A 26416-nucleotide genomic window follows, 5' to 3' on the forward strand; every position below is an offset into this window, starting at 1 on the left:
TCAGCCCCGACACCGTCACGGTAGGCGAACAGCTCACCGTGAGCGCAGGGGGTACGGTCCAGGCGAGGAGCTTCTCATCGCCTTCAACCCCGAACTCGGAGAGGTCCCCGCCGACGAGCAGGAGCCGCCGAGACCCAGGTGACGATCCCCGAGGAGACTGAGCCCGGCACCTACACCGTCGAGGTGACCGGCCAGGATTCCGGAATCTACGGCTCCGCTGAGCTCACCGTCACCGCACCCGCGCCGACACAGGTCGAGGAGGAGCAGACCGACCAGCAGGTGGTGACGCTCGCTCGGACCGGTGCGACAGTCGGCGGAATCCTCCTCGGAGCCATCATCCTCCTCGGAGCGGGGGCCGCACTGGTGGCCCTGCGCGCCCGAGAGGACCTCGAGCTCTTCGACTGACACCCCGCGCATAGGCGTGGGCGCCCGCTCCTATGGGGTAGCAGGCGCCCACGCCTTCTGCAGTGCTGTCCTCGAAGGACTCAGTGGCCCTGTGCCGAGGGGCTCACCGTCGCTTCGACCCGCTGGAATGACTTCAGATCCACGTAGCCGGTCGCCGCCATCGCATGGCGCAGACCGCCCATGAGGTTGGATGTGCCGTCCGTGTGGTGACCAGGCCCCACAGCAGCTCCTCCAGGGGCGCGACGGTGCCCACCCGAGTCCTGTGCCCGCGCGGGAAGTCCGGGTGCACGGCCTCCAGGCCCCAGTGCCAGCCCCGCCCGGGAGCCTCCTCGGCACGGGCCAGCGTCGTGCCCAGCATCACCGCGTCAGCCCCCACTCCGAGTGCCTTGACGATGTCGCCCGAGGTGCCGAGACCTCCGTCGGCGATGACGTGCACATAGCGTCCGCCCGACTCGTCCAGGTAGTCCCGCCGGGCCGCTGCGATGTCACTGATCGCAGTCGCCATCGGCACCCGGATGCCCAGCGCGCGACGGGTCGTAGACGCCGAACTGCCTCCGAAGCCCACTAGGACGCCTGCAGCACCGGTGCGCATCAGGTGCAGAGCCGGGGTGTACCCGCAGCTCCGCCGACGATCACCGGCACATCGAGCTCATAGATGAATTCCTTCAGGTTCAGCGGGTCCGCCTGGGAGGAGACATGCTCAGCCGACACGGTGGTGCCCCGGATGACGAACATGTCGACCCCGGCGTCGACCACCGTCTGGTAGAACTCCTGGGTCCGCTGAGGGGTGAGCGACCCGCTGACCACCACCCCCGCCTCGCGGATCTCGGCAAGGCGAGCGGTGATCAGCTCAGGCTTGATTGGCTCTGAGTAGAGCTCCTGGAGGCGGCGTGTGTTCTGCGGGAGATCTCCTTGGCCTCAAGACCTGCGATCTCATCGAGAATCGGCTGAGGGTTCTCGTAGCGGGTCCACAGCCCCTCGAGGTTCAGCACCCCAAACCGCCCAGTCGTCCCAGCGCGATGGCGGTGGCAGGTGACATCACCGAGTCCATAGGTGCCGCGATGACGGGCGAATCGAAGGTGAAGGCGTCGATCTGCCACGACAGGTCCACGTCCTGGGACGCCCGAGTCCGGCGTGTGGGGACTACGTTGACATCGTCCAACGCCCACGCACGGCGCGCGGTCTTGGCCAATCCGATAGGAAGTTCGGTGCTCATCACTTGGTCCTGTAGTTAGGTGCTTCGACGGTCATCATCACATCGTGCGGGTGCGACTCCTTCAGGCCCGCAGAGGTGATCCGGACGAACTCTCCCTTGCGCTTCAGATCATCGACGGTGCGCGCGCCCACGTAGAACATCGTCTGGCGCAGCCCGCCGGTGAGCTGGTGCAGCACCGCAGAGAGCGGCCCCGGTAGGGCACCTGACCCTCAATGCCCTCCGGGATGAGCTTTTCATCGCTGGGCACATCAGCCTGGAAGTAGCGGTCCTTCGAGAAGCTGGTGTTCTTCCCGCGGGTCTGCATTGCTCCCAAAGAGCCCATGCCCCGGTAGGCCTTGAACTGCTTGCCGTTGTAGAACACCAGGTCGCCCGGCGACTCGGCCGCACCCGCCAGCAGAGACCCGAGCATGACGGAGTTGGCGCCTACCACCAGTGCCTTGCCGATGTCTCCGGGGTGCTGCAGACCGCCGTCGGCGATCAGAGGCACCCCGCCGGAGCCGCTGCCTTGGAGGACTCGTAGATCGCGGTGATCTGCGGAACGCCCACGCTAAGCCACCACACGCGTGGTGCAGATGGAGCCTGGCCCCACGCCGACCTTGATCGCGTCGGCGCCCGCGTCGACCAGAGCCTGCGCCCCGGCGCGCGTCGCCGCCTGCCCGCCGATGACATCGACGTGCGCGGCGGTAAGCTCACTCTTGAGCGCGGCGATCATGTCGAGCACACCGCGGGTGTGCCCGTTGGCGGTGTCCACCACCAGCACATCGGCGCCCGCCTCGACCAGGCTCATGGCGCGCTCCCAGCCGTCGCCGAAGAATCCGACGGCCGCTCCCACGCGGAGGCGGCCCTCGTCGTCCTTCGTGGACTGCGGATACTTGTCGGCCTTGTCGAAGTCCTTGATGGTGATCAGCCCGGTCAGGCGACCGTCATCATCGACCAGAGGCAGCTTCTCGATGCGGTTCTTGCTGAAGAGACGGATGACCTCTTCGCGCTCCACACCTTCGCGTGCGGTGATGAGCGGGGCGAGCGTCATCTTTGCCGACACCCGCGTGGTGGCGTACTCCTCGTCCGGCAGGAATCGGATGTCGCGGTTGGTGATGATGCCCTGCAGCGTGCCGTGCTCGTCGACCACGGGCAGCCCGGAGATGCGGTAATGCCTGCAGAGATCGTCCAGCTCAGCGATCGTCGCGTCCGGGGAGATGGTGACCGGGTCGCTGATCATTCCCGATTCGGACCGCTTGACCTGGTCGACCTGCTTGGCCTGCTCCTCGATGGAGAGGTTGCGGTGGATGATGCCGATCCCCGAGACGGGCCAGGGCGATCGCCATGGGGCTTCGGTGACAGTGTCCATCGCCGCTGAGGCCACAGGCGAGTTCAGGGTGACTCGCTTGGAGAACTGAGTGGCGGTATCCGCATCGGAGGGAATGACGTCGGTCTCGCCGGGCAGCAGAAGCACATCGTCGTAGGTCAGGCCGGTCAGGGCAAAGGGGTCGCGCACCTCGGCGGGGGTATCGGTCAAAGTCTCTCCCAAAACGAATCTGGCGTGGCTGCGGGAATCAGGGACAAGTCTACTGGCCGCAGCAGCTCACAAGGACCCGGCCCGGCACAGACGCATAGGTAGGCCCGGGAAAACCCGGACCGGCCCCTATGCAGAGGGATCAGAGGATCAGTGGTCCTCGTCCTCCTCGGGCTTCTCCACCACAAGCGTCTCGGTGGTGAGCACCAGAGCTGCGATGGATGCTGCGTTCTGAAGAGCGGAGCGCGTGACCTTGACCGGGTCGATGACGCAAGCTGCGATCAGGTCGCCGTACTCTCCGGTCTTCGCGTTGAAGCCGTGGTTGGCCTCAAGCTCCGACACCTTGGACGCGATGACGAAGCCGTCCTGTCCGGCGTTCTGCGCGATCCAGCGCAGCGGCTGCACCAGTGCGCGGCGCACAATGCCGACTGCTGCTGCTGCGTCACCCTTGAGGTCGGTCACTGCCGGGTCCTCATCAAGGACGGTCAGCGCGTTGATGAGGGAGGTGCCGCCTCCGGCGACAATGCCCTCCTCAAGTGCGGCACGCGTCGAGGAGACAGCGTCCTCGATGCGGTGCTTGCGCTCCTTGAGCTCAACTTCGGTGGCTGCGCCGACCTTGATCACGCCGATGCCTCCGGCCAGCTTGGCCAGACGCTCCTGCAGCTTCTCGCGGTCCCACTCAGAGTCCGTCGCCTCGACCTGGCCCTTGATGAGCTGTACGCGGCCGTCGACGTCCTCCTTGCTTCCGGCGCCGTCGACGATCGTCGTCTCATCCTTGGTCACTGTGACCCGGCGTGCGGTGCCGAGGTCGTCCAGGCTGACCTGCTCCAGCTTCAGGCCCAGGTCCTCGGTGATGACCGTGGCGCCGGTCAGCACCGCGATGTCCTCGAGCATGGCCTTGCGGCGGTCGCCGAAGCCGGGAGCCTTGACGGCCACAGCGGAGAGCGTGCCGCGCAGCTTGTTCACCACGAGTGTGGAGAGAGCTTCGCCCTCAACGTCCTCGGCGATGATGAACAGCGGCTTCTTGGTCTGAAGGACCTTCTCCAGCGCGGGCAGGAACTCCTGCATGTTGGAGATCTTGCCCTGGTGGATCAGGATGTATGGGTCCTCAAGCACTGCCTCCTGACGCTCAGCGTCGGTGACGAAGTGCGGGGAGAGGAAGCCCTTGTCGAACTGCATCCCCTCAGTGATGTCCAGCTCGGTGGTGGTGGTGGAGCCCTCTTCGATGGTGATGACACCGTCGGTGCCCACGGCTTCGAAGGCGCGAGCGATGAGCTCGCCCACCTCGTCGTTCTGCGCAGAGATTGCGGCGACGTTGGCGGTCTGCTGACCCTCAACCTCGCGAGCGTTCTCATGCAGGCGGCGAGTCACGGCGTCCACGGACACCTCGATGCCGCGCTTGATCTCGCCCGGAGCGGCCCCGGCGGCCACGTTGCGCAGGCCTTCCTTGACCAGAGCCTGAGCGAGGACGGTGGCGGTGGTGGTTCCGTCGTAAGCCACGTCGTTGGTCTTGGTTGCGACCTCTTTTGCCAGCTGAGCGCCGAGGTTCTCGTAGGAGTCCTTGACCTCGATCTCGCGGGCGATGGTCACGCCGTCATTGGTGATGGTGGGCGCGCCCCAGGACTTGTCCAGGACCACGTTGCGGCCCTTGGGGCCCAGCGTAACCTTGACGGTGTCGGCGAGCTTGTCGATGCCGGCCTCGAGGGCCTTGCGAGCATCGTCGCCGAAAAGCAGCTGCTTTGGCATGGATGTGTACTCCTCTGGAAGAGTCGAGCGGGTAGTGGGTTTACTTCTCGACCTTGGCCAGCACGTCGCGGGCGTTGAGCACGAGAAGCTCCTCGCCGCCTGCCTTGACCTCGGTGCCGCCGAACTTCGAGTAGATGACGACGTCGCCCTCGGCGACATCGACTGGGAGGCGTCCGCCCTTGTCGTCGAACTTGCCGGGGCCCACTGCCACGACCTCGCCCTCCTGGGGCTTCTCCTTGGCGGTGTCCGGAATCACCAGGCCGGACGCGGTGGTCTGCTCGGCCTCCAGTGGGCGGACAACAATACGATCCTCGAGGGGCTTGATAGAGACTGACATTTCAGCTCTCTCCTTTGCACATGGTGTGAATGCTTGGACTGCTGCACGCCTCGGGAGTGACCGACCGTCGTCGCGGGTGCCGGCGGCTCATCCTTCGGCTTAGCACTCACTGACGATGAGTGCTAAGCCAAACTATATGACTCCGTTAGCACTCGATCAAGCACAGTGCTAACTCCGAGGGCTGCTGTTCACGCGCACGGCGGGGCGGGCATGCCCAGCTTCTCCGCCAGCCGCCCAAGCGGCTCGCAGATTTCGTCGAAGGCCTGGTCGTACACATCCTCGGGCAGCATGTACGGGTCCACGACGTCGGACTCCTCCCCAGAGGGCCTGTCCGATCGCGCCGGGCGTCGGCGAGGGCGACCAGCGCCTTCAGCCGGTCTGCGGCAGCCGGCGCTTGGAAGCTCATCATCCTGAATGTGCGCCGTGATGCGGCCGAAATGCCTGACCGTGAAGGTCCGGGGAGCGGCTTCCGGAGCATCAGCCAGCATGTCTCGCACGTGCTCGCGCGTCGCTCCGAGGATCAGATCGGCACCCCTCAGCATCTGAGGGGTCGTCTGCTCAGCGACGAAGCCGTCCGTCGCTGCTCCCGCCCACTCCAGCCGCTGCCGGGTGCCGGGCTGCATGTCCCAGCCGCTGTGGGCGAACGTTCCCGCCGAGCGGACGATCACGCTGTCCTCTTCGGCAAACATGTGCGCAAGGAGTCGCTCCATGGCGGGTGAGCGACAGATGTTGCCCGTGCACACCGCCAGGATGCTGAACAGCTCGCCCACCGAGCCGCTCAGCTCTCAGCTGGCTTCTTAAGCGCCTGCGGAGCCGCCTGTGCGGCGCCGACGCCGACGCTTCCGCTGAGCGCCGTCCTTGGCGCCCTCGCCGGACGCCTTCTCGGGGACGGGGCCTTCTGCTCGGCCGCGCCGTCACCGCTGCGACGACGGCTGCGACTGCGGCCTCCCTCGGAGCGGCCTCCGCCCGAACGGCCTCCGCGGCCGCCTCCGGACCTGCCGGCGCTGCGCTCGCTGTCCGGGCCGCCGAGATCCTCGACAGCTTCGGCCTCCAGGTAGACCTTTGACCGCTTGTGGCGAGGCAGACGACCCTTGGTCCCCTGAGGGATGTCGAGATCCTCGAAGAGGTGCGGGCTCGAGGAGTAGGTCTCCACAGGCTCGGGGATGTCCAGGCCGACCGCCTTATTGATGAGGCTCCATCGCGGCATGTCCTCCCAGTCCACGAACGTCACCGCAGTGCCCTTCTTCCCGGCGCGGCCGGTGCGGCCGATGCGGTGAAGGTACATCGACTCGTCCTCTGGGCAGGTCAGGTTGATGACGTGGGTGATGTCTGTGACGTCGATGCCGCGGGCCGCCACATCGGTGGCCACCAGCACATCCACCTTGTCGTTGCGGAACGCGCGCAGAGCCTGCTCACGGGCGCCCTGCCCGAGGTCGCCGTGGATCGCTCCGGCTGCGAAGCCTCGTGAGATCAGCTCGAGCGAGAGCTTGTCAGCCTGCCTCTTGGTGCGGGTGAAGATGATGGACCGGCCACGGCCCTCCGCCTGGAGGATGCGGGCGATCATTTCGTCCTTGTCGAGCGAATGCGCGCGGTAGACAACCTGTCGGATGTCCTTCTTCGTCACGCCTTCGTCCTCAGGGTCCGCTGCGTGGATGTGCGTCGGCTTCGACATGAAGCGGCGAGCCATGGAGACCACCGGGCCGGGCATCGTCGCGGAGAACAGCATGGTCTGCCGCACCTCCGGCACGAATGACAGCAGCTTCTCCACATCCGGAAGGAACCCGAGATCCAGCATCTCATCGGCCTCGTCGAGGATCACGATGCGGACGTTCTTCAGGTTCAGATGCTTCTGGCGCTGCAGGTCGATCAGACGACCCGGAGTGCCGACGACGATCTCGACCCCCGCTGAAGCTCCTCGATCTGCGGCTCGTATGCACGGCCTCCGTAGATCGTCGCGGTGCGCGCACCGAGCTTCGCTCCCGCTGTGGTGATGTCGCCTGCCACCTGGACGGCGAGCTCACGGGTGGGGGCGATGATCAGCGCCTGGGGCGCGCCCGGCACGGGGAGCTGGTCATAGCCCTCCTCGTGCGGGGCCGTGACCCGCTGGAGTGCGGGAATGCCGAACCCCAGCGTCTTGCCCGTGCCCGTCTTGGCCTGCCCGATGATGTCATTTCCGGCCAACGCGATCGGCAGCGTCTCAGCCTGGATCGGGAATGGCGCGATGATGCCCTTTTCAGAGAGGGCATCGACTATTTCTGAGCGGACGGCGAAGTCCGAGAAGGTGATGGTCTTCTCCGCTGCCGCGGAATCCTGCTGTGTGTCTGTCATGCGTTCTTTCATTCGGCGAGCGCGGCGAAGCCCACGCTCTGTTTGGTGTCGGAGCCGATCTCTACATAGCCGATGGAGGCTGTCGGAACGACGATCCGCTTGTCGCGGCGGTCAGTGAGGGTGACCAGGGGCTTGTTGGACTCGATGGCCTCGGCGATCGTCTTCTCGACATCCTCCGCGGCGGCCTCGGTCTCGACGACGATCTCGCGGGCCACGTTCTGGACTCCGATGCGTACTTCCATGCCACTTCCTTCAACGGGCGCGCCGGGCGTGCAGGCACGCGAAACCTGTGCTTATCCTGCGTCGATACTAACGCTCGCGCGCAAATCGCAGGGCTCACGGGCGGGGCGGGTCGCCTGCGGATCTCCTGCTCGCACCAGGAGCTTCCTTGGGAAGCCGCTGATTCCCTTCCACGCCAGTAAGCCCGCAAGCTCTGCGGAGACCTCCATGGGCGGACGTTCGGAGAGCCGGTTCCAGTGGCGGGCAGCCTGGGTCGCCATTCCGATGAGACCGTGGCCGATCATGGTGGCCTCCGCGATCGGCTGCCCGGTGTCCTCGACGATGAGCTCAGCGATCGCCGTCGCCATTCTGGAGTGGAATTGGGAGAGCCGCGCCGCCACCGCCTCGTCGTGGTCCATTCCGGCGGTGAAGACCAGCCGGTACGCCTCGTCCTCACGCGCGATGAACGTGAAGAAGGCCGTCACCGTGTCCTCCACCCGCTCCCGGTTGGGCTTCTCGTAACCAGCGCTGCGGTGAGCTCGCCGGTGAGCTCCTGCAGATGGGTGTCGAGCAGATCGAGGAAGAGCTCGTGCTTGCCCGGAAAGTGCTGGTAGAGCACGGGCTTGGACACGGCGGCCGCTTCGGCGATGTCATCCATGGAGGCGGCGTGGAAGCCTTTGGCCACGAACAGCTGCTGCGCGCATTCGAGCAGCTGCAGCCGACGCTGCGCTCGCGGGAGCCGTCGCTTGGGGTGAGGGGCCGAGGCCGCATCGCTGCTCATAGGGAGACCTCTCCGACCGGCGGGGTGCCGGATCCTGCCTCGAGGATGCGGCGCACCATCTCCGGGTCTGTGGTGTTCTCTCCGAGGCGGTTGGGCTTTCCTGCACCATGGTAGTCGGAGGCTCCGGTCACGATCAGCCGGTGCCGCTCAGCGAGCTCCTTCAGGAGCCTCCTGCCCTGCGGCGTGTTGTCGCGGTGATGGATCTCGACTCCCAGCATGCTGGCCTCCACCATCCGCTCCAGCTGGGCTGTGCTCAGAGTCTCGCCTCGGGTCGAGGCCATGGCGTGGGCGATGACCGGCACTCCCCGGCGTCGCGGATCTGCGCGACGGCCTCCGACGGACTCGGGCTCTGCTGGGCGACGTAGTACTTGGTGCCCTTGTGCAGCAGTCGGGCGAACGCCTCGCTCCGGTCAGCGACGACGCCCACGCTGACGAGGGCGTCTGCGATGTGAGGTCGGCCGACCGTCGCGTCAGGCCCCACCTGGGCGAGAACGTCAGTCCAGGAGAGGTCGAAGTCTCGGCCGAGGTTCTCCGCGATCCTCTGCGCCCTGGCCACCCTTCCCCTGCGGACTGCGCTGCTCATGGCGGCGAAGCCGGGTGCTCCGGATCATGGAGGTAGCTGAGGACGTGGACGCTCACAGGTCCCGCCTGAGCGGTGATCTCAGCCCCAGGGATCAGCAGCAGACCATGGCGGACGGCCGCCGCAGACGCCTCCTCCCACCCGGCGGCGGTGTCGTGATCAGTCAGGGCGACGCCCTTCAGACCGGCTCGGGCCGCAGCCGCGACCACCTGCGCTGGGGTTCGGTGCCGTCCGACGCGTCGGAGTGCACGTGGAGGTCGTACATTCCTCTTACCCTACTGTGGTGAGCATGAACGACGACGACGTGAAGCAGACCTCCTCCCGATCCCAGCGTCCCGCCTCCCAGGCCTTCAAGGACTTCATGGGCTCCAGGTGGGCTCCGCCTCCGGCGAGTGCCGGCCCGGGACGAAGCCGCCGGGTTCGCCGCAGAGCGCCGCGGCCGCGTCTCAGCGCACTTCGTAGGCGAACGACTGATCATCCCCGCGGGACCGCTGAAGACCCGGTCCAATGACACCGACTACCGGTTCCGCCCCCACTCCGCCTTCGCGCACCTCACCGGCCTAGGCACGGACCATGAGCCCGGGGCCGTGCTGGTCCTCGAACCCCGCGAGGACGGAGGCCACGACGCTGCCCTCTACTTCAAGCCCATGGTAAGCCGGGACAGCGAGGAGTTCTACGCGAGCGCCAGGCACGGCGAGTTCTGGATCGGTCCCCGGCCCACCCTCGAAGACATGGAGGCGCGCCTGGGCATCTCGGCCCGCGATCTCGATGAGTTCCCTGCCGCCGCAGGCAGGACAGCCGGCGTCACGGGCATCCGCGTCGTGCGAGAGGCAGATCCGCAGGCGGACGCAGTGGTCGAAGCAGCCCGTTCCGAGCACGGCGTCGACGCCGAGCAGGCCCGTGCCCATGATGCCGCGCTGGGCCAGCTGCTCTCCGAGCTCCGGCTGGTCAAGGACTCGCACGAGGTCTCCGAGCTGCGCCGGTCGGTCGCCGCGACGGTGAGCGGCTTCGAGGACGTGGTCCGCGCCCTGCCCGCAGCATTGGAGCACGATCGCGGCGAGCGGCTCATCGAGGGGACATTCTTCGCCCGGGCGCGCTTGGAGGCAACGATCTCGGGTACGACACCATCGCCGCGTCAGGCAGCAACGCCACCATCCTTCATTGGATCCGCAATACAGGACGCGTAAGCCCGGGCGAGCTGCTCCTGCTCGATGCCGGAGTCGAAGTCGACTCACTGTATACAGCTGACATCACCCGGACCATCCCCGTCTCGGGAACCTTCAGCGCCCAGCAGCGGAAGGTCTACGACGCTGTCCTCAGCGCCGCCGACGCCGCATTCGCCGTCGTGCGGCCCGGGGTGAGTTCAGGGAGATCCACGCCGCAGCCGTGCAGGTCCTCGCCGAGCATCTCGACGCGTGGGGCCTCCTGCCGGTCAGCCTCGAGGAGGCGCTCTCCGCGGAGGGGCAGCACCATCGGCGGTGGATGCCTCACGGCACGAGCCACCACTTGGGCCTGGACGTCCATGACTGCGCCGCCGCCAAGCGGGAGCTCTACCTCGACGCCGAGCTGGAGCCGGGAATGGTCTTCACGATCGAACCGGGCCTCTACTTCAAGGACGAGGACCTTGCCGTTCCGGAGGAGTACCGCGGAATCGGCATTCGCATCGAAGACGACGTCCTCGTCACCGAAGACGGGTACGAGAACCTCTCAGCGGCCCTGCCCCGCACAACGGATGATGTGGAGGCCTGGATCCGCCGCGTTCAAGGCTGATCGCGGGAGGCGCCGCGGAGTCTGACCGGTCATCTGCGGCGCTGTCGGGCTGCGCCTCCGGCACCGTCGCCTGAGCTGACGCGTCGGACTCCGCATCGTCGCGACGCACCCCGTAGCGCGGTAGGCCGTCACTGGTCTGCCACTGGGCCGCACGCTGCCTGGCCTGCTCCTCGGAGGAGGACTGGGGGACGTGTGCCCACCAGAGTCGGCGCTCTTCCCCGTTCCCGAAGAGGGCTCGGGAGCGCGTAAGCGCTCACCGCCGAGGTTCCCGGAGCGTCCCGTGGGGTCGTTCTGCGCGTTGAGGCTCATCACACCTGCCTCCTTCACCAGCTGACGGGCCCGGCCTGCGACTGCGAAGTCACAGACGACGTCATACGTGGTGGCCGTCAGCTGGGAGACCGATGCGAAATCGCGGCGCCCCTTGCGCACCGCGTAGCCGATGGTGTAAGCGATCATCCACACGGCGGCGCCGAGAAGAACGATCGAGGCAAGTTCGATCAGCGGTGTCTCCGGCGTGAAGAGGTAGAAGATCATGGCGATGAATCCGCCGAATATGGCTCCCTGAGCGGCTCCGCCCAGAGCCACCCGCGGGTAGGAGAGCCGGGTGCGAATGTGCTCGACGCTGCGCAGGTCATTGCCGACGATGCTCAGCGCCTTGATGTCGAAGCCCTCCGCTGCGGCAAGGTGGTCGACCACCTTCTGGGCGTCGTCGTACGTTCGGTATCGGCCCAGCAGCTCACCGGTGGGCAGACCATGCGCAGCAGCAAACCTGGGTAGGCTGAACACTCATACCGTGCATTGTTTCAGGTTCTGCTGACCAGCCCCGCTCCGACTGAGACAATGGTCGTCATGCCTGAAACTGATCCCACGGTGATTGACCGAATCCGGCGCCGCCTGGACGAGGTCATGGACCCGGAGCTTCGCCTGCCGATCACCCAGATCGGCATGGTCGGCGATGTCACCGTCGACGACAGCCGGCGCAGCGGAGATCCAGGTCAAGCTCACCATCGAAGCGTGCCCGATGCGCAGCCGCATCGTCGAAGATGTGGCAGCAGCCGCCGTCCGCGCCGAGGGCGTCACCACCGCGGAGGTGGACCTCCACGTGATGAGCCCCGAGGAGCGGGCCGCTCTGAAGGAGCAGCTGCGCGCGGGAGGCGGCAGGACCAACCCTTCTCGGACCCGGACTCCCTGACCAAGGTCTACGCCGTCGCGTCCGGCAAAGGCGGCGTCGGCAAATCCTCAGTGACCGTCAACCTCGCCTGCGCCATGGCCGAGCAGGGGCTGAAGGTGGGCGTGGTCGACGCTGATGTGCACGGCTTCTCAGTGCCCGGGCTCATGGGCATCACGGACAGGCCCACCCGATTGGACGAGATGATCCTCCCACCTGTGGCCTACGGGGTGAAGACCATCTCGATCGGCATGTTCGTCGAGGGCAACCAGGCGGTGGCATGGCGGGGACCCATGCTCCACCGTGCCGTGGAGCAGTTCCTCACGGACGTGTACTTCGGCGACCTCGATGCGCTGCTGCTCGACCTGCCTCCGGGCACGGGCGACATCGCGATCTCCGTGGCTCAGCTGCTCCCCAACTCCGAGCTGCTGGTGGTGACGACCCCCAGACAGCCGCCGCCGACGTGGCCGAGCGGGCAGGCGCTCTCAGCTCCCAGACGGAGCAGAGGGTCGCTGGCGTCATCGAGAACATGGGGCCGATGACCATGCCGGACGGGTCTGTGCTGGAGCTCTTCGGCTCCGGCGGCGGACAGATTGTGGCGGACCGCCTCGGAGATCGGCTCGGAACAGCCGTTCCCCTGCTGGGGTCCGTCCCCTGGACACCACACTGCGTCAGGCAGGCGATGACGGTGCACCCGTGTCTGTGTCGCATCCCGACTCACCAGTAAGCTCAGCTCTGCGCGAGATCGCTGGGAAGCTGACCGCGCAGGGCCGAGGGCTTCAGGGACGCTCCTTCCTCTGAACGTGTGAGGCGTCAGGTGGCGTCGATGTCGAAAGGCGCAGGCAGCTGCCCCGCAGGGTCAGAACCGGAGTCGCCCGAGGGGCTCAGGGAGGCCGCCCCAGCATCCGCGCCCGTTCCTGAGGCTGCTGCGCCTGCCACTCCGGCCGCCATCGCGCCGTAAACCTTCTTCGGACCGCTGCTGAACAGTGCCCTGGGGTCAGCGGCCCGGCGCAGCTCCTCGCCGGTTCCGCGAAGCTCGTCGGCCTCCTCCGCAAGCGCCTCCCGGATGATGCGCCGGGGGTCGTACTGCCGGGGTCGTACTTGTCCCAGTCGACCTCGTCGAAGTCGGTCCCCGTCTCCTCACGGAAGCGCACCTTCGCGTCCTCCGCCATGCGGCGCCCCTGGCGAACCCATTGGCCCAGCTTCTGGGCGTACTGAGGCAGCCGCTCGGGCCCCAGCAGAATCACCGCCAGGAGCAGGAGCACCAGAAATTCGTAGGCATTGATCCCGGGCACGGAACCACCCTATCGGGACACGGGGTAGGCGCTGCGCGCCGGGTCAGGGCTCAGTCGGAGAACCACGACCCCATTTCGTCGAAGCCTCGCTCGAGCCGGTCGGCAGCGCCAGGCTCGTGAGGCATCACCTGCAGCCGTGAGCGGTCAGTGGCCAGGACCCATGAGGTGATCTCGGCCGCATGAGCTTTGGGAAGATCGGAGCTGATGACGTACTGGACACCAGCCCGCTCCGCGCCGGAGGTCCAGTAGTCCTCTCCCAGCAGGAGACTGCCGGTCTGGCCGCTGCTGAGGGAGCTCACCGTCGCCCTCGGCTTCCGCTCCCTCGGAGTTCGCCATGGCCTCCTCCAGAGGCTTGAGCTCCAGTCCCCCTGCTCAGCCCTCGTCTCGGAGACGTTGATCCAATGGTCGCTGTTCGCCATATGGATGCGTATGGTGCGCACACCCTCCACGACGCCTGTCTCAGCGTGGTCCGCCTGCATATCAGTCCGCTCCAAGTAGGGGACCGTCCATCCCATCAGCTTGAGGTGGGCCAGGCTCTCGACAGGAATCTCGTAGATCTCAGCCTCTTCGCGCGCCCCCGGCAGAAGAGCAGCGGTCTCTCCTTCATGAGGTCCCGAAGCATCTCCCCGGACGTCTCATTCGCCTCGTCTCCGCCCTGCAGAGACGCAGCCGTCTCCGGAGTAAGCTGAGGCGAGGGCAGGAGCGCCTGCACATCCTGCGGAGGGCCCGCAGAGCGCCCTCCCAGAAGCCACGCCGTGAACACCGCAGCGCCGATCAGCGCAGCCAAGCACCCGGCGACGAAGATGAGCACCGACCCGACGGAGAGACGACGATGACCCCGAACGCGTTGGACCTCTGGGGTCGGGGTAGAGTCACGGTTCAGGGTGTGCGGTGCGGCATATGGCTCGCCGACGTCACGTGGCATCGGAATGATTATGCGGACGCCGCCTGAAAAGAACCTGAAATTCGCCGGAGAAGAACGATGCCTGAAGGGGTGGGATCATGACCGCCGGGGCCCCACCAGCAAGCACACCAGCTGGGCCTACGCAGAGGAGCACCTGCCGGAGTCCGACCCAGCCGTCCGAGCGAGAGCCCTGGCCCGCGAGCTCGGCGTGAGCGCCGTCACCCCGGCACCGCGGCCGCCCTGAGCATGCTGGCCGCCGCTAACCGGGCGAAGAGCATCGTCGACGTGGGAAGCGGCGTGGGCCTGGCGTCCCTCGCGCTCCTGCGGGGCGCGAGCTCCTCTGACGCAGGCCGAGGCGTCGTCCTGACTGGAATTGAGGCGGATCCGGACTGCTTGGCCGCCTCGCGAAGCCTGTGCGCCCAGACGAATCTGCGAAGCGCCAGAACCCGTTTCATCTCAGGCCGCGCCGAGGACGTTCTGCCGCGTCTCGCCTCAGGGTCGTACGACGTGGTTCACTTCCACACCCCGGCAGAGACGCTCGAACGCTGCATGGAGGAAGCAGTCCGCATGCTTCGATCCGGCGGAATGCTCCTCATCAGCGATGCGCTCGACAGCGACCGCCTGCCCAAGCCCGCCGTCAGGGCGCACTCCGCTCAGACCCTGCGCACGGTGGAGCGCAGAGTCAAGATGACGACCGGATGCTCTCTGCCCTGCTGCCCACCGGCACCGGGCTTCTCGCGGCCGTCAAGGTCAGGGCAGTCGCTACTGGCCCACAGCCTCGATCAGGCACTGCTTGAGGGACTCCGCTTCGTCGTTGTTGATCTCCAGCACCAGACGACCTCCGCCGTCGATGGGAACGCGCATAATCAGGCTGCGGCCTTCCTGAGTGACCTCCATCGGACCGTCGCCAGTACGCGGTTTCATAGCAGCCATCGAGTTGGTTCCCTCTCAAAGTCGTCCATTTCTGACGACCCTATTATCCACCTCACACGCCGGACGTGTCACGCTCCTGCGCACGGGCCTCCGCGAGCTGATCCCGCAGGACATCGAGAAGCCGGTCGACCTGATCCATCCGGTAGCCGCGGAATCCCGTCTGAAGCTGAACTGCGTCGAGATCCTGCGCCGTCAGCTCCCGGTCCTCCGACGCTGCGTGAGCAAGGACCTCCTCCAGCCCGTCAGGACTTCCGGGTGCCTCCTCCGCTGAGGGCTGTGCGCCGCCCCAGCGCCCTGCGAGCACCGTGACGATCAGCCCGATGACGGCCAGCGCTGCGAAGTAGAGCCACATCATGACGCCAGACTACTGCCCCTGGACGCCCGGGAGCCTCTGCTCAGCCCCTCATGGGAGTCGATGTGGTCGCGCAGCTCCATCTGCTCCTCCTCGACGGGCACCTCGTCGACGACAGGGGATCGGAGAGGTCCGGCTGGAAGATCAGGATGAAGACCCCGAAGAGGACTACGTAGACGGCGAACACACGGAAGCGAGCGCGGTAGAGCAGTTTGAGCACGCCCCAGAGGGCGGCGGCCCCCACTGCTGCGGAGACGAAGAAGGCCGCCCAGTAAGCCTCGGCCCCGATGCTGAAGCCGTCCCGGTGCCCCACCAGGCTCAGTGACTGAACGCCTGTGGCGGCGAGAATGGTGGGGATGGCGATGAAGAAGCTGTACTGCGCTGCGATCCGTCGGTGCATGCCCAGCGCAAGAGCAGCGGCGATCGTGATGCCGGAGCGCGAGATGCCGGGGAAGAGAGCCACGGCCTGAGCCAGGCCGATCACCACCGCCACCCAGATCGTCATCTGACCTGCGCCGCGCCATGTTCCCCGCACGCTGTCTGTCCACCAGAGAATCCCCGGTGATGAACAGAAAGACGGCGACCACCCACGGCACGGCGAAGATCCCGGTGCCGAACTCTCTGATGATGAGGCCCAGGCTGCCCGTGATGCCGACGCTGATCACGCCCAGCAGCATCAGACGTATGTGGATGAGGTGGCGCAGCGTGCGCCGCCTGGTCAGAAGCCGCAGCTCACGTGCGGTGCCCACGAGCAGCCGCTTCAGCGGCGACCACATCACCACTGCGACGGAGACCATGGTTCCCAGGTGAACGACCAGGTTGAAGAAGATCATCTCCGGGCTGTCCGGGCTGGGCAGCGGTGACCCCTGCTCCACCAACCAGTGCTCAGCGATCACCAGATGGGACGACGAGCTCACGGGAATGAACATGAAGAGCCCCTGAATCGCGCCCAGGAGCACGGCTTCCCAAAATGTCACCGCGGCACTGTATCGCGTCCTCGCACGCGGCGTCTGCATTCCTCAGCAGTCGGTACCCTGTGAGGCATGACTGTTCAGCCCGAGCCTCCCCTCCGTCCCGGCGAGGAGCAGGGGTGGGGCGTGGCGATCCACCTGGGCCGCTTCCTCCTCGGAGGATTCGGCTTCTCGCTGATCGTACCGCTGGTGATCTGGCTGGTGCTGCGCCGTCGCAGCGCACTGATCAACGACCACGGCCGCAGTGCTCTGAACTGGGAGCTGACGCTGATCCTCGTCGGGGTTCTCGGAATAGGCGCCGCGGTCGGCCTCTTTGCGACGGCGGCGATCACCGGCGCAGCAGGCGGAGACGGACCTATGGTGGGCTTCATGGCGGGCTACGGCCTCTTCTGGCTCGGCGCCCTGGCCCTCTTCGTCCTGAACCTTGTGCTGTCCATCATCGGCGCGGTGCGCGCATATCAGCGCCGACGGTTCCGCTACTGGGCCATTCCGTTCATCCGCTAGGGCGTTGGAGCTCCACGACGGCGTCGAAGTCGTCATCCGGCGCGACCCTGTTCCTGTCCTCTGCCGCGCACACCGTGCATCGGTGGATGAGGACATACCCCTTCTTGCCCGAATAGTCCACGGCGACCGGCCGCATCGGGCCCAAGCAGTGCGCAGCACGGTCACCCAGGAAGACGTCCACGTGCCTGGACCACAGGCACCGCGGGCAATGGTTGCGGTACGAGCCGCGCGGATGAGCCGGGATCAGCTCACCGCAGCGCACACATGCGAAGCCCGTGTTCTCCTCACCGCGCGAACCCGGAGCGTAGAGGCCCACTGCGGCTCTTTCAGCGCTGAGCCATGGCTGAGGTGTACAGGCAGACCGCTGCTGCGGCGGCGACGTTCAGCGACTCAGCCTGGCCGTACATCGGAATGGACACCACGGAGTCTGCGGCGCCTCGCTCCGCTTCGCCGAGGCCGTGGGCCTCGTTCCCGAACAGCCACATCGTCGGCGCCGATGCGCGCGGCTCATGGAGAGCCTCAGCAGAGCGCTCCTTGCCGCCGGACTCGTCGGCGTCAGCACCGGCGGCTCGAGTCATCTGCTCCAGGGAGATCTCGCCGCGGCCATCGGCTGCCAGAACCTGCAGCCCCGAGCGTCGAGCCTCCTCAGCCGCCCGAGCGGCATCAGCGCCGGTGATCAGCGGGAGGTGAAAATGGGAGCCTGCGGCGCTTCGAACCACCTTCGGCGACCAAGGGTCCACACTTCCGGCCGAGAGGACCACGGCATCGGCCCCGCCGCGTCGGCGGCGCGGATGATGGTTCCGACGTTGCCCGGATCCTGCACCTGCATCAGACCCGCGACCAGCGCAGAGCCCTCAGGAATGTGCTGTGCCTGAGGTATGCGGCATACGGCGATGATCCCCTGAGACGTCTCTGCGTCGCCCATTGCTTCCAAGACCTCGGGCGCGGCTTCGCGCAGGAAGACCCGGCCCGCGGACGGGAGATTCGCCTGAGGATCGAAGAGGACGCCGCGCACCCTGTCCAGCAGCGTTTCGACGTCGGAGTGGCGCTCGAGGGCTTGGGGATCGAAGTACAGCGCATCGAGCTCAGGCTTGTATGAGCCCGACGACCGGCGCTCCGCCGCGGCATCCGAGCCAGGCTCCTCGTAGCGCTCGAGCCAGGCCCTGAGCGCCTCTCGAACCGGCTGCGGACCCTCTGCGAGGAACAGCCCCTCGCGCCGTCTGGCCTTGGCCGTGGCAAGAGTCGCGACCTTACGGACGCGATCCGACTTAGGACTGCTCAGGACATCTTCGTGGTGAGCCACCGCTCAGTTCACCGCTCCGGTCCACTTCTCGCCTGGTCCCTTGCCGGGAGCGTCAGGAATGGCCGACTCTTCGCGGAACGCCAGCTGCAGAGAGCGCAGCCCGTCGCGCAGCGGCGCCGCATGGGTCGAGCCGACCTCAGGGGCTGCTGCGGTCACGAGCCCTGCAAGGGCTGTGATCAGCTTGCGGGCCTCATCCAGGTCCTTCAGCTCGGCGGCCTGAGGGCCCTCAGCGAGGCCGACCTTGACCGCGGCGGCGCTCATCAGGTGAACCGAGACGGTGTTGATGAGCTCCACAGCCGGAACGTCGGAGATGTCTCGGGCCTGGCCGCCCACTGCGGCTGCGAGGTCTTCCGGCTCCAAGCCGGGGGCAGGGCTGTTTTGAGGCGTGTCCATGCTGGTAAGATTCTCACAGTCTGAGTGGGGTCGGCGAACCAATGCTGACCGTACACCGCACTTTCCCCTTGAACCCGAAGCAGGAGCAGGACAGATCAGCGAACCACGTATCAACACCCGCATCCGTGTGCCCGAAGTTCGGCTCGTCGGACCGAACGGCGAGCAGGTCGGCATTGTCAAGATCGACGACGCCCTGAGACTGGCAGCGGAGGCTGATCTGGACCTGGTGGAAGTTGCGCCACAGGCCAAGCCGCCGGTATGCAAGCTGATGGACTACGGCAAGTTCAAGTACGAGTCGGCCGTCAAAGCTCGCGAGTCCCGCAAGAACCAGGCCACCACCGCGCTCAAAGAGGTGCGCTTCCGCCTGAAGATCGACGATCACGACTATGAGACCAAGGTCGGCCATGCGCGGCGATTCCTCGAGTAAGCGACAAGGTCAAGGCCATGATCCAGTTCCGCGGACGTGAGCAGCAGCGTCCGCAGATGGGTGTCCGGCTCTTGGACCGCTTCAGCCAGGATGTCGCGGACCTGGGCCAGGTGGAGTCGAGCCCGCGCCAGGACGGTCGTCACATGGTGATGGTCGTCGGACCTCTGCGCACCAAGGCACAGCAGGCCAAGCAGCAGGACTCCGACGCTCCCTCGGACAACGAGGACAACAAGGCCCAGGCCAGAGCCAAGAAGGAAGGCCGTGCCCGCAAGACGCAGGAGCGTCAGGAGAAGGTTTCGACGGACCCGAAGGACGCCAAGTCCCTTTCGAACTCCATGGCCGACTACCTGCCGGACGAGCTCAAGAACCTCTGAGCCGCAGCGCCGGCGTCGAGCATGCGAGAACCGGCGTGACCCGTTAGACTGTGTCGTTGGGTCTGGCTGACCGTGCGCACATCTGCTGCGCCGTACGTCATCAGCCCGCATGAAAAGGGATCGTCGCTCATGGGGCGAACCGATCCACCTCTGCACCGCCATGCACCTCCGTGCCGCTGCACAGGTGCTGCAGGTCCGTTCGATGTAAGGAGTACGGCACTATGCCGAAGAACAAGACCCATTCGGGGGCCAAGAAGCGTTTCAAGCTCACCGGCTCCGGCAAGATCAAGCGCCAGCAGGCCAACCGCCGCCACTACCTGGAGCACAAGTCATCCCGGCTTACCCGCCGCCTGGCCAAAGACCAGATCGTCACCACCAAAGGTGATGAGCAGCGGATCAGGAAGATGCTCGGCTGATACAGCCCAGCACCGGCAGAGACTTTCGACAGAACTTCAGGAGAACGACGTATGGCACGTGTGAAGCGCGCACTGAATGCGCACAAGAAGCGCCGCAAGGTCCTTGACAGGGCCTCCGGCTACCGCGGACAGCGGTCCCGCCTGTACCGCAAGGCAAAGGAGCAGCTGCTCCACAGCTACACCTACAACTACCAGCACCGCAAAAAGCGCAAGGGTGACTTCCGTCGCCTGTGGATCCAGCGGATCAACGCTGCGGCTCGCGCCAACGGCATGACCTACAACCGCTTCATCCAAGGCCTGAAGGCTGCGGGCGTCGAGGTGGACCGTCGCATGCTGGCAGAGCTTGCAGTGTCCGATGCCAAGGCTTTCGAAGCACTGGTTGAGACCGCGCGCAGCGGACTGCCCGAGGATGTCAACGCCCCTAAGGCTGCAGTCTGACTCCTCGTCGGCGACCATAGCTGAGCAGAGAGGCGCCCTTCTCCACACTGTGGGGAAGGGCGCCTTTCATATGCGCAGACCCAGCCCTCGCCCTATGCATCCTTAGGGTCAGGCTCAGGCGTTTCGTCGAGCCACTGCTGAGTGGGGCGGATAAAGAGAAGAATCAGAGCGGCTGCTGCCGGCAGCAGGCCCAGGGCTGCGAAACCGGCGTTCAGTCCGCCGCCGACCAGCAAGGAGGCCGACAGAATGACGATCATCAGCTCCAGCACCATGGCTGGCGTACGAGCCGCGGCCGAGCCGCGAAATACTTGAAACCCCAGAAGAATCAGAATGGCGCCGGTCAGAAGCATCAGCACAAGAAGCGCGATCACTCCCGCCGTGTCAAGAACAGCGGCCTCACTGACAACGACCTCTGCCACGGCACCGAGAATGATGAACCCGCCCTGGAGAAAAAGAATCAGATAGACGAAAAGCACCGACAGGGGTCGGCGGGGACGTGAGATCTCAGACATTCCCCCATTGAATCACCGGGGAGCCGCCGGGCCGACACCGCAACAGTCCCGACTGTTACCGACTGTGATAATAATCACGCCGAGTGCCGAAAATTAACCCGCTGATAGGTCTTGTTTACCTTCGTATAACATGTCAGCCTGGACTGCGTACCCAGACGGGTAATGGATTTCTTCCCCGGGCGTGGGCCTTCCGACTGACTCCGCGCCCTATCCCACGCACCACTTGAGAGCTGCGGGAAGATGTTTCCATCACCCGCTCTACGCACCCGAGCCCGCGGCACGTCCGTGTGGCAGCCCCCAAGGAGCAGTGATCGCCGTGGATTGGCGCAGCCGAGCAGCGTGTCTCGACAAGGACCCCGAGCTTTTCTTCCCTGTAGGCAATACTGGCCCGGCCCTTCTGCAGATCGAAGAGGCGAAGAGCGTATGCCGCCGATGCCCGGTCATGGATACGTGCCTCCAGTGGGCCTTGGACACCGGACAGGACTCCGGTGTGTGGGGCGGCATGAGCGAGGATGAGCGCCGTGCGCTGAAGCGCCGCGCCGCCCGCGCTCGTCGCGCCAGCTGATTCTCCTGACCCTCATCCCAGGATGGGGCCCGCAGGACTGCTTTCGTTCCTCCGCCTTCGTCGGCAGACATCCACTCGATGGAGCCCGACAGTTCGCCCCTGACGAGGGTCTTGACGATCTGCAGCCCCAGTCCCGGCTCCCAGTCCTGGTCCGGAAGGCCGACCCCGTCGTCAATGATCTCCACGTCGAGGCGCTCTCGCCCTGCAGCGTCGGTATGGCGGCTGACCTCCATCACGACGGTGAGGTCTGTCTGCCCCTCACCGAACCCGTGCTCCACTGAGTTCGCCACCACTTCTGTGACGACGAGTGCCAGCGGAGTGACCATATCGGTAAGCAGCTGGCCGAAGCTGCCTCGGAGCTGGGTGGCGGCATACTTCTCGGACTGGGCCATTTCGGCGGCCAGTCGAAGCTGCCGCCGCATCAGCTCATCGACGTCGACGCTCTCCTCCAAACCCTGCGAGAGGGAGTCATGCACCACTGCGATAGTCTGCACACGCCGCATGGCACGCGCGAGCCCTCCCTGCCTTCAGCGGAGTCCATGCGCCTGGACTGCATGCGCAGCAGGGCCGCCACCGTCTGAAGGTTGTTCTTGACGCGATGGTGGATCTCTTTGATCGTGGCGTCCTTGCTCATGAGCTGCTTCTCGCGCCAGCGCAGCTCGGTCACGTCTCTGCAGAGAACCAGCGCCGCGAACCTCTCCCCTCCCCTGCCGAAGGCCCCGGTGCAGGGGATCGTTCGCAGCGTGACCGCAGCTCCATGTGCCTCAAGCTCGCTGCGCTGGGCTTTGCGGCCGGTGAGCATCAGGGGCTGGGACTCGTCGACGGCCACGCCTGTGGCCCGCTGCAGCTCGGCGCCTATCCCGGCCAGCGACCTGCCCTCAAGCGCTTCGTTCACACCCAGGCGCAGCAGCGCTGAGACGGCGTTGGGACTGGCGAAGGTCACTTTGCCCTCACTGTCGAGGCGAAGCAGGCCGTCCCCGACGCGGGGGCGCCCGAATACCCGGTGTACTCCTGCGCAGGGTCGGGCCACACTCCGGCGGAGACCATCTCAAGCATCTCTGTGGCGCATCGCCTGTAGGTGAGCTCCATCCTCGAGGGTGAGCGCAGCGCTGATACCGCGAAGTGCATCGTGATCACTCCGATGGTGCGGCGCTGGCCGCTGCGATCGCGTCGCACCAGCGGGAGTGCGCTCACCCGCGTCTTTGAGGGTAGGGCTGGCCCTGGTCGGAGGAGTTCGTCTCCACTCGATAGGTCCAGGCGCGCTCGACCACCGCCTTCAGGTCTGCGCGTATCCGGTCGCCCACGATGTCTCGGGGAATGATGGTCTGGGTGGTCGAGGGCCGCGCCTGCGAGAGCGCCACATACGAGCGTCCTTCCGCGGAGACGTAGCCCTCAGGCGTGTGAGGGCCCCACAGAACAAGGTCGGAGTATGAGAGGTCTGCGATGAGCTGCCAGTCACCCATGAGGGCGTGGAGCCATTCGACGTCGTCCTCCCCCAAGTGCCGGTTCGAACTGAGACGCTCGCCGAAATGGCTCATCAGCTGCTCACCAGCCCACGAAGGTGCCGCAGCAGAACAGTGATCGAGGCGAGGGACTCATCTCCATCAGGGAGGTCCGCCATGAGCCGCTCGGCGCGATCGACCTGACTTCGGTGGGAGTCCTTCCAGGCACGGAGCCGCTCGGCTGCGCGTCCCACGGGATCATCGTCGCCGCTCTCCGTCGTGGAGAGCACCGCCTCGGCGATTCTCTTGACGGCGGAGTACAGCTCATCGCGCTGGGCTCCTCTGGCCAGAGCCTGCCACTTGTCCCGTCGCGGCAGGGCGCTGATGCGACGCAGCAGCGTCTCCACGTCGAAGTCCGTGTACACCCTGTAGTAGACCGCAGCAGTCTCCTGCGGGTCCGTGCCCAAGCGGTGGGTGAGTGCGGCGACGTCCAGAAGAGGAAGGACTCGAACAGCTCGGCGGTCCATGAGGCGAGCTCCTCCCCACACCGAGGTCGATCAGGTCGCTGCGGTCGGCAGCGAGCCTCTGGATATCGGCATCGCCCAAGTACTCCGTCAGACGGCGGTACAGAGGGTCTGTGGCTTCGCGATAGGCCTCGATCTCCTCAGCGATCGTCAGCTGCGTCCTAGGACGGCCCAAGAACCATCGGACGGATCGGTCGACGAACCGACGCATGTCCATGTACAGCCGGGCGAACTCTTCGGTGGGAAGGGACACCTGCAGCCGCCGCAGCGCCGCGTCGTATGACACCAGGTCGAACAGCTCCCGGACTATCACGAAGGCTCTGATGACCTGGTCCTCAGCCGCGAAAGTCTCCTCCATCGTGCGGAAGACGAATGTGGAGCCTCCGAGGTTCACCGAATCGTTGGCCAGCCGGGTGGCCACGATCCGGTGGGCAAGCGGGTGCTGCGGCAGCAGATCGCCGTAGCTCTCGCGGATCTGCGCGGGGAAGTAGGAGGCCAGCGTTCCTGCGAACCATGGGTCATCGGGAAGATCGGAGGCGGTGAGCGCCTCCTTCAGCTGAATCTTCATGTAGGCCTGCAGCACAGAGAGCTCAGGAGCCGTCAGAGGCGGGATGCCGGACTCTGTCCTGGCGGCCAGCGCGGAGCTGTCAGGTATCTGCTCCAGATCTCGGTTCAGGCCTGCGGTCTCCTCAAGCCAGCTGATCAGCCGTGCAAAGCTGGGAGTCCACTCGGCGATGCGCTGCCGGTCGATCAGTAGCAGCACATTCTGATCCCGGTTGGTCGTCAGGACCAGCTCAGCGACCTCCTCCGTCATGCTCTCCAGCAGCGGATTGCGCTCCTGCCGGTCCAGCTTCCCTGCACTGACCAGCTGATCGAGCAGGATCTTGATGTTGACCTCGTAGTCCGAGCAGTCGACCCCGGCGGAGTTGTCCACGGCGTCGTTGTTCACCAGCCGTCCGTGCTGCGCAGCTTCGATCCGCCCGGCCTGAGTGAGCCCCAGGTTCCCGCCCTCAGCGACAACTCGCGCTCGGAGCTCCTCACCGTCGACGCGTATTGCGTTGTTGGCGCGATCTCCCACCTGTTCGTGGGTCTCGTGGCGGGCCTTCACATAGGTGCCGATGCCTCCGTTGTACAGGAGGTCCGTGGGTGCGGCCAGCAGCGCACGGATCAGCTCCGGAGGAGTCATCGTCTCGACCTCCTCACCGATGTCGAATCGCTCGCGCATCTCCGGGGTGATCGCGATGCTGCGCGCCTCACGGGAGAAGACTCCGCCGCCTGCCGAGATGAGCGAAGACTCATACGCGTCCCAGCCTCGCCGCGGTGCGGAGAAGAGCCGCTGCCGTTCGCGGAAGCTGGTCGCGGGATCGGGGTTGGGATCGACGAAGATGTGCAGGTGGTTGAAGGCCGCCGTCAGCATGATGTGCTCGGAGAGCAGCATGCCGTTGCCGAAGACGTCGCCGCCCATATCGCCGATGCCGATCACCGTGAAGTCCTGCGACTGAGTGTCGTGGCCCAGTGTCGCGAAGTGCGCCTTCACCGACTCCCAAGCACCTCGTGCGGTGATCCCCATGACTTTGTGGTCGTAGTAAGCCGAACCGCCGGAGGCGAATGCGTCTCCCAACCAATGCCCGTACTCCTGGCTGATTCGGTTGGCGGTGTCTGAGAACGTCGCGGTTCCCTTGTCGGCGGCGACGACGAGGTAGGGATCGTCCCCGTCATGGCAGACGACATTGTCGGGGTGGGTGACTGTTGTCCGGAAGTCCTGAGCACCCGCTGGCGCTCCATTCCCGGCGTCTGACTCCTCAATGGGGTTCGCACCTGCTTATCGGTGAGGTCGAGGAGAGCGCGGATGAAGGTTTTGTACGCCTCTCGACCCGCCTCTTGGATCTCTTCGCGGCTTCCGTTCTCGGGCAGTCGCTTGGGGTAGAAGGCACCTTTGGCGCCCGAGGGCACGATGACCGCGTTCTTGGCCATCTGAGCCTTGACCAGGCCCAAGACCTCGGTGCGGAAGTCCTCGACGCGGTCGGACCACCTGAGGCCGCCTCGTGAGATGGCGTCGTAGCGCAGGTGTGAGCCTTCGACTTCAGTGGAATAGACCCAGATCTCGTGCGCCGGGCGGGGCTGCGGGGCAGACGTGATGGCCTGTGGGCGCAGTTTGAAGCTGATCCGCTCGTGCCCCTGGTAGAGGCTGGTGCGGTCAGTGGAGTCGATGAGGTTCAGGAAGCCTGAAAGGACACGGTCCGCATCGAGTGTGGCGACGTTCTCGAGCGCCTCCAGCACCGCTCCTCGGCACGCAGCCTCAGCGTTCTCGCGCGGCCCGGAGAGCCGAGGGTCGAACCGGGCGGTGAAGTAGGACATGAGGGCACGACCAGCCTGCGGGTGGTCATCGAGGGCCTCAGCCAGGAAGTCATAGGAGTGCACGCTTCCCAGCTGGCGCATGTACTTGGCGTAGGCCCGCAGGACGGTGACCTGGCGGATGCTGAGCCGCAGGGTCAGCACCAGTCGCGAGAAGACGTCTGACTCCGCCCGTCCGGTCAGGACGGCTCGGTAGGCCTCCTTGAACATCGGCAGAGTCTCTTGGGGGTCGACCCCTGCGGGTAGCAGAGCCCGAGATCATAGAGGTACAGGCTGACCCCATCCTCGGTCGTGACGGTGTAGGCACGCTCATCGAGGACCTCAAGGCCGAAATCGTCGATCATCGGCAGGGTATCGGTGAGCGTCTTGGGCTCGTCCAGATACAGTTTGAGGCGCAGGTCGGCCGGGTCGCCGTTCTGCGGCGGCGCGAAGCCGAGCCGCGGTCCAGCCTGCGGCTCATGCTCCAGCGTTTCGAATTCGGCGGCGTCGTCGAGGGCGTCCGTGACCTCGTAGAGCACCCGATAGTCCTCGGGGAACGCTTCGGCCCACCGCGTCGATATGCGATCCGCCTGCTTCCTGCTGTACCTCCTGGCAGCCTCCGCGGCGAGGCTTTCGCTCCATGAGCGCACGGCCCGAGCCAGCTCG

26 protein-coding genes and 11 pseudogenes are annotated in these 26416 nt (G+C 65.9%); 11 read left to right on the forward strand and 26 right to left on the reverse strand.

What is annotated here, in order from left to right; all coding sequences use genetic code 11:
• The first annotated feature begins 138 nt into the window (after positions 1 to 138).
• Positions 139 to 405: a hypothetical protein gene (locus K0H76_RS16015; RefSeq protein WP_258933623.1), complete on the forward strand. Its 267-nt coding sequence runs from the start codon at positions 139 to 141 to the stop codon at positions 403 to 405.
• 80 nt (positions 406 to 485) lie between these two features.
• Here K0H76_RS16015 and K0H76_RS16020 read toward each other — a convergent pair.
• From K0H76_RS16020 to K0H76_RS16070, 11 genes and pseudogenes are all read right to left on the reverse strand, one after another.
• A pseudogene (locus K0H76_RS16020) lies at positions 486 to 1621 on the reverse strand (GuaB3 family IMP dehydrogenase-related protein).
• Entirely contained in the window at positions 1621 to 1761 is a 141-nt protein-coding gene (locus K0H76_RS16025; protein ID WP_258933624.1) for an IMP dehydrogenase, read from the reverse strand. The pseudogene K0H76_RS16020 and the gene K0H76_RS16025 overlap by 1 nt, the downstream one beginning before the upstream one ends.
• Positions 1725 to 3074 (reverse strand): annotated as a pseudogene (locus tag K0H76_RS16030) (IMP dehydrogenase). The gene K0H76_RS16025 and the pseudogene K0H76_RS16030 overlap by 37 nt, the downstream one beginning before the upstream one ends.
• 210 nt (positions 3075 to 3284) lie before the next feature.
• The gene (gene groL / locus K0H76_RS16035) at positions 3285 to 4880 is read right to left on the reverse strand and encodes a chaperonin GroEL (RefSeq protein ID WP_258933625.1); all 1596 of its coding nucleotides are present in this window, start codon (positions 4878 to 4880) and stop codon (positions 3285 to 3287) included.
• A 40-nt stretch (positions 4881 to 4920) separates the two neighbouring features.
• A complete protein-coding gene (gene groES, locus K0H76_RS16040) occupies positions 4921 to 5217 on the reverse strand; it encodes a co-chaperone GroES (RefSeq protein WP_146341224.1) in 297 nt (98 codons plus the stop codon).
• A 188-nt stretch (positions 5218 to 5405) separates the two neighbouring features.
• The gene (locus K0H76_RS16045) at positions 5406 to 5987 is read right to left on the reverse strand and encodes a hypothetical protein (RefSeq protein ID WP_258933626.1); all 582 of its coding nucleotides are present in this window, start codon (positions 5985 to 5987) and stop codon (positions 5406 to 5408) included.
• An 8-nt stretch (positions 5988 to 5995) separates the two neighbouring features.
• Positions 5996 to 7557: pseudogene (locus K0H76_RS16050) on the reverse strand (DEAD/DEAH box helicase).
• Positions 7554 to 7787, reverse strand: a complete 234-nt coding sequence (locus K0H76_RS16055) for a DUF3107 domain-containing protein (RefSeq protein ID WP_146341221.1) — start codon at positions 7785 to 7787, stop codon at positions 7554 to 7556. The pseudogene K0H76_RS16050 and the gene K0H76_RS16055 overlap by 4 nt, the downstream one beginning before the upstream one ends.
• 51 nt (positions 7788 to 7838) lie before the next feature.
• Positions 7839 to 8249, reverse strand: coding sequence for a hypothetical protein (locus tag K0H76_RS16060; RefSeq protein ID WP_258933627.1), 411 nt, complete (start codon positions 8247 to 8249; stop codon positions 7839 to 7841).
• Positions 8246 to 8545, reverse strand: a complete 300-nt coding sequence (locus K0H76_RS16065) for a TetR/AcrR family transcriptional regulator (RefSeq protein WP_258933628.1) — start codon at positions 8543 to 8545, stop codon at positions 8246 to 8248. Before K0H76_RS16065 ends, K0H76_RS16060 begins: the two co-directional genes overlap by 4 nt.
• A pseudogene (locus tag K0H76_RS16070) lies at positions 8542 to 9390 on the reverse strand (PHP domain-containing protein). The gene K0H76_RS16065 and the pseudogene K0H76_RS16070 overlap by 4 nt, the downstream one beginning before the upstream one ends.
• A 24-nt stretch (positions 9391 to 9414) precedes the next feature.
• On the opposite strand from K0H76_RS16070, the pseudogene K0H76_RS16075 reads away from it, so the two are divergent.
• Positions 9415 to 10895, forward strand: a pseudogene (locus K0H76_RS16075) (aminopeptidase P family protein).
• Here K0H76_RS16075 and K0H76_RS16080 read toward each other — a convergent pair.
• Positions 10833 to 11681, reverse strand: coding sequence for a hypothetical protein (locus K0H76_RS16080; RefSeq protein WP_258933629.1), 849 nt, complete (start codon positions 11679 to 11681; stop codon positions 10833 to 10835). The pseudogene K0H76_RS16075 and the gene K0H76_RS16080 overlap by 63 nt on opposite strands.
• Before the next feature lie 63 nt (positions 11682 to 11744).
• Between K0H76_RS16080 and K0H76_RS16085 the strand changes: the two are divergent.
• Positions 11745 to 12864 (forward strand): annotated as a pseudogene (locus tag K0H76_RS16085) (Mrp/NBP35 family ATP-binding protein).
• A gap of 83 nt (positions 12865 to 12947) precedes the next feature.
• On the opposite strand, the gene K0H76_RS16090 reads toward K0H76_RS16085, so the two are convergent.
• From K0H76_RS16090 to K0H76_RS16100, 3 genes are read right to left on the reverse strand one after another with little or no spacing between them, the layout of a single operon-like run.
• Positions 12948 to 13358 carry a twin-arginine translocase TatA/TatE family subunit gene (locus K0H76_RS16090; protein ID WP_258933630.1) on the reverse strand — a complete coding sequence of 137 codons (411 nt, stop codon included), beginning with the start codon at positions 13356 to 13358 and terminating at the stop codon, positions 12948 to 12950.
• A gap of 50 nt (positions 13359 to 13408) precedes the next feature.
• Positions 13409 to 13873 (reverse strand): hypothetical protein, encoded by a 465-nt coding sequence (locus tag K0H76_RS16095; RefSeq protein ID WP_258933631.1) that lies wholly within the window; start codon positions 13871 to 13873, stop codon positions 13409 to 13411.
• Positions 13873 to 14283, reverse strand: a complete 411-nt coding sequence (locus tag K0H76_RS16100) for a hypothetical protein (RefSeq protein WP_258933632.1) — start codon at positions 14281 to 14283, stop codon at positions 13873 to 13875. Before K0H76_RS16100 ends, K0H76_RS16095 begins: the two co-directional genes overlap by 1 nt.
• A 10-nt stretch (positions 14284 to 14293) precedes the next feature.
• On the opposite strand from K0H76_RS16100, the gene K0H76_RS16105 reads away from it, so the two are divergent.
• Entirely contained in the window at positions 14294 to 14506 is a 213-nt protein-coding gene (locus K0H76_RS16105; RefSeq protein ID WP_258933633.1) for a hypothetical protein, read from the forward strand.
• A 518-nt stretch (positions 14507 to 15024) separates the two neighbouring features.
• Here K0H76_RS16105 and K0H76_RS16110 read toward each other — a convergent pair.
• From K0H76_RS16110 to K0H76_RS16120, 3 genes are read right to left on the reverse strand one after another with little or no spacing between them, the layout of a single operon-like run.
• Complete coding sequence (locus tag K0H76_RS16110; protein ID WP_146341213.1) at positions 15025 to 15195, reverse strand: DUF3117 domain-containing protein; 171 nt, start codon at positions 15193 to 15195, stop codon at positions 15025 to 15027.
• A gap of 52 nt (positions 15196 to 15247) precedes the next feature.
• Positions 15248 to 15550 carry a DivIVA domain-containing protein gene (locus K0H76_RS16115; RefSeq protein WP_146341212.1) on the reverse strand — a complete coding sequence of 101 codons (303 nt, stop codon included), beginning with the start codon at positions 15548 to 15550 and terminating at the stop codon, positions 15248 to 15250.
• Positions 15551 to 15590: 40 nt separating this feature from the next.
• Positions 15591 to 16052, reverse strand: a complete 462-nt coding sequence (locus K0H76_RS16120) for an undecaprenyl-diphosphate phosphatase (RefSeq protein ID WP_258933634.1) — start codon at positions 16050 to 16052, stop codon at positions 15591 to 15593.
• A 56-nt stretch (positions 16053 to 16108) separates the two neighbouring features.
• Here K0H76_RS16120 and K0H76_RS16125 point away from each other — a divergent pair, with 56 nt between their 5' ends.
• The 3 genes from K0H76_RS16125 to K0H76_RS16135 all read left to right on the forward strand — a co-directional run bounded on the left by K0H76_RS16125 (position 16109) and on the right by K0H76_RS16135 (position 17022).
• Positions 16109 to 16357 carry a hypothetical protein gene (locus K0H76_RS16125; protein WP_258933635.1) on the forward strand — a complete coding sequence of 83 codons (249 nt, stop codon included), beginning with the start codon at positions 16109 to 16111 and terminating at the stop codon, positions 16355 to 16357.
• A 9-nt stretch (positions 16358 to 16366) separates the two neighbouring features.
• Positions 16367 to 16489 carry a hypothetical protein gene (locus K0H76_RS16130; protein WP_258933636.1) on the forward strand — a complete coding sequence of 41 codons (123 nt, stop codon included), beginning with the start codon at positions 16367 to 16369 and terminating at the stop codon, positions 16487 to 16489.
• A gap of 101 nt (positions 16490 to 16590) precedes the next feature.
• Positions 16591 to 17022, forward strand: a complete 432-nt coding sequence (locus K0H76_RS16135; RefSeq protein WP_146341210.1) for a DUF4870 domain-containing protein — start codon at positions 16591 to 16593, stop codon at positions 17020 to 17022.
• On the opposite strand, the gene K0H76_RS16140 is transcribed toward K0H76_RS16135, so the two are convergent.
• From K0H76_RS16140 to K0H76_RS16150, 3 genes and pseudogenes are all read right to left on the reverse strand, one after another.
• The gene (locus tag K0H76_RS16140; protein WP_258933637.1) at positions 17012 to 17338 is read right to left on the reverse strand and encodes an RNHCP domain-containing protein; all 327 of its coding nucleotides are present in this window, start codon (positions 17336 to 17338) and stop codon (positions 17012 to 17014) included. The two genes, K0H76_RS16135 and K0H76_RS16140, sit on opposite strands and share 11 nt — an antisense overlap.
• 10 nt (positions 17339 to 17348) lie before the next feature.
• Positions 17349 to 18325: pseudogene (locus tag K0H76_RS16145) on the reverse strand (RNA methyltransferase).
• A gap of 3 nt (positions 18326 to 18328) precedes the next feature.
• Positions 18329 to 18718 (reverse strand): DUF1844 domain-containing protein, encoded by a 390-nt coding sequence (locus K0H76_RS16150; RefSeq protein WP_146341207.1) that lies wholly within the window; start codon positions 18716 to 18718, stop codon positions 18329 to 18331.
• A gap of 94 nt (positions 18719 to 18812) precedes the next feature.
• Here K0H76_RS16150 and infC point away from each other — a divergent pair.
• The 3 genes and pseudogenes from infC (at position 18813) to rplT (ending at position 20373) form a co-directional block, all read left to right on the forward strand.
• Positions 18813 to 19519 (forward strand): annotated as a pseudogene (gene infC, locus K0H76_RS16155) (translation initiation factor IF-3).
• 221 nt (positions 19520 to 19740) lie between these two features.
• Positions 19741 to 19935 (forward strand): 50S ribosomal protein L35, encoded by a 195-nt coding sequence (rpmI, locus tag K0H76_RS16160; RefSeq protein WP_146341205.1) that lies wholly within the window; start codon positions 19741 to 19743, stop codon positions 19933 to 19935.
• A gap of 51 nt (positions 19936 to 19986) precedes the next feature.
• Positions 19987 to 20373 carry a 50S ribosomal protein L20 gene (gene rplT / locus K0H76_RS16165; RefSeq protein WP_146341204.1) on the forward strand — a complete coding sequence of 129 codons (387 nt, stop codon included), beginning with the start codon at positions 19987 to 19989 and terminating at the stop codon, positions 20371 to 20373.
• A gap of 92 nt (positions 20374 to 20465) precedes the next feature.
• Here the strand turns inward: rplT and K0H76_RS16170 are convergent, their stop codons facing one another.
• Positions 20466 to 20849 carry a hypothetical protein gene (locus tag K0H76_RS16170; protein ID WP_146341203.1) on the reverse strand — a complete coding sequence of 128 codons (384 nt, stop codon included), beginning with the start codon at positions 20847 to 20849 and terminating at the stop codon, positions 20466 to 20468.
• 352 nt (positions 20850 to 21201) lie between these two features.
• Between K0H76_RS16170 and K0H76_RS16175 the strand changes: the two genes are divergently transcribed.
• Positions 21202 to 21450, forward strand: coding sequence for a WhiB family transcriptional regulator (locus K0H76_RS16175; RefSeq protein ID WP_146341967.1), 249 nt, complete (start codon positions 21202 to 21204; stop codon positions 21448 to 21450).
• A gap of 44 nt (positions 21451 to 21494) precedes the next feature.
• Here the strand turns inward: K0H76_RS16175 and K0H76_RS16180 are convergent.
• The 4 genes and pseudogenes from K0H76_RS16180 to K0H76_RS16195 form a co-directional block, all read right to left on the reverse strand.
• Positions 21495 to 22988, reverse strand: a pseudogene (locus K0H76_RS16180) (PAS domain-containing sensor histidine kinase); the annotation flags it as partial.
• Entirely contained in the window at positions 22988 to 23419 is a 432-nt protein-coding gene (locus K0H76_RS16185; RefSeq protein ID WP_258933638.1) for an NAD-glutamate dehydrogenase, read from the reverse strand. The gene K0H76_RS16185 and the pseudogene K0H76_RS16180, both read right to left, overlap by 1 nt.
• A 73-nt stretch (positions 23420 to 23492) precedes the next feature.
• Positions 23493 to 25223 (reverse strand): annotated as a pseudogene (locus K0H76_RS16190) (NAD-glutamate dehydrogenase); the annotation flags it as partial.
• Positions 25224 to 25291: 68 nt separating this feature from the next.
• Positions 25292 to 26400 (reverse strand): annotated as a pseudogene (locus K0H76_RS16195) (NAD-glutamate dehydrogenase); the annotation flags it as partial.
• Positions 26401 to 26416 lie beyond the last annotated feature (16 nt).

Source organism: Nesterenkonia pannonica, assembly GCF_019575955.1.
Classification (GTDB): Bacteria; Actinomycetota; Actinomycetes; order Actinomycetales; family Micrococcaceae; genus Nesterenkonia; species Nesterenkonia pannonica.

What these genes read in the sequence shown, in the direction of transcription:
- K0H76_RS16025 (WP_258933624.1), bottom strand. Translation starts at nt 1,761, where the DNA reads ATGTTCTACGTGGGCGCGCGCACCGTCGATGATCTGAAGCGCAAGGGA.
- groL (WP_258933625.1), bottom strand. Translation starts at nt 4,880, where the DNA reads ATGCCAAAGCAGCTGCTTTTCGGCGACGATGCTCGCAAGGCCCTCGAG.
- groES (WP_146341224.1), bottom strand. Translation starts at nt 5,217, where the DNA reads ATGTCAGTCTCTATCAAGCCCCTCGAGGATCGTATTGTTGTCCGCCCA.
- K0H76_RS16055 (WP_146341221.1), bottom strand. Translation starts at nt 7,787, where the DNA reads ATGGAAGTACGCATCGGAGTCCAGAACGTGGCCCGCGAGATCGTCGTC.
- K0H76_RS16065 (WP_258933628.1), bottom strand. Translation starts at nt 8,545, where the DNA reads ATGAGCAGCGATGCGGCCTCGGCCCCTCACCCCAAGCGACGGCTCCCG.
- K0H76_RS16095 (WP_258933631.1), bottom strand. Translation starts at nt 13,873, where the DNA reads ATGGGATGGACGGTCCCCTACTTGGAGCGGACTGATATGCAGGCGGAC.
- K0H76_RS16100 (WP_258933632.1), bottom strand. Translation starts at nt 14,283, where the DNA reads ATGCCACGTGACGTCGGCGAGCCATATGCCGCACCGCACACCCTGAAC.
- K0H76_RS16105 (WP_258933633.1), top strand. Translation starts at nt 14,294, where the DNA reads ATGCGGACGCCGCCTGAAAAGAACCTGAAATTCGCCGGAGAAGAACGA.
- K0H76_RS16110 (WP_146341213.1), bottom strand. Translation starts at nt 15,195, where the DNA reads ATGGCTGCTATGAAACCGCGTACTGGCGACGGTCCGATGGAGGTCACT.
- K0H76_RS16115 (WP_146341212.1), bottom strand. Translation starts at nt 15,550, where the DNA reads ATGATGTGGCTCTACTTCGCAGCGCTGGCCGTCATCGGGCTGATCGTC.
- K0H76_RS16120 (WP_258933634.1), bottom strand. Translation starts at nt 16,052, where the DNA reads ATGACGATCTGGGTGGCGGTGGTGATCGGCCTGGCTCAGGCCGTGGCT.
- K0H76_RS16135 (WP_146341210.1), top strand. Translation starts at nt 16,591, where the DNA reads ATGACTGTTCAGCCCGAGCCTCCCCTCCGTCCCGGCGAGGAGCAGGGG.
- K0H76_RS16150 (WP_146341207.1), bottom strand. Translation starts at nt 18,718, where the DNA reads ATGGACACGCCTCAAAACAGCCCTGCCCCCGGCTTGGAGCCGGAAGAC.
- rpmI (WP_146341205.1), top strand. Translation starts at nt 19,741, where the DNA reads ATGCCGAAGAACAAGACCCATTCGGGGGCCAAGAAGCGTTTCAAGCTC.
- rplT (WP_146341204.1), top strand. Translation starts at nt 19,987, where the DNA reads ATGGCACGTGTGAAGCGCGCACTGAATGCGCACAAGAAGCGCCGCAAG.
- K0H76_RS16185 (WP_258933638.1), bottom strand. Translation starts at nt 23,419, where the DNA reads ATGGACCGCCGAGCTGTTCGAGTCCTTCCTCTTCTGGACGTCGCCGCA.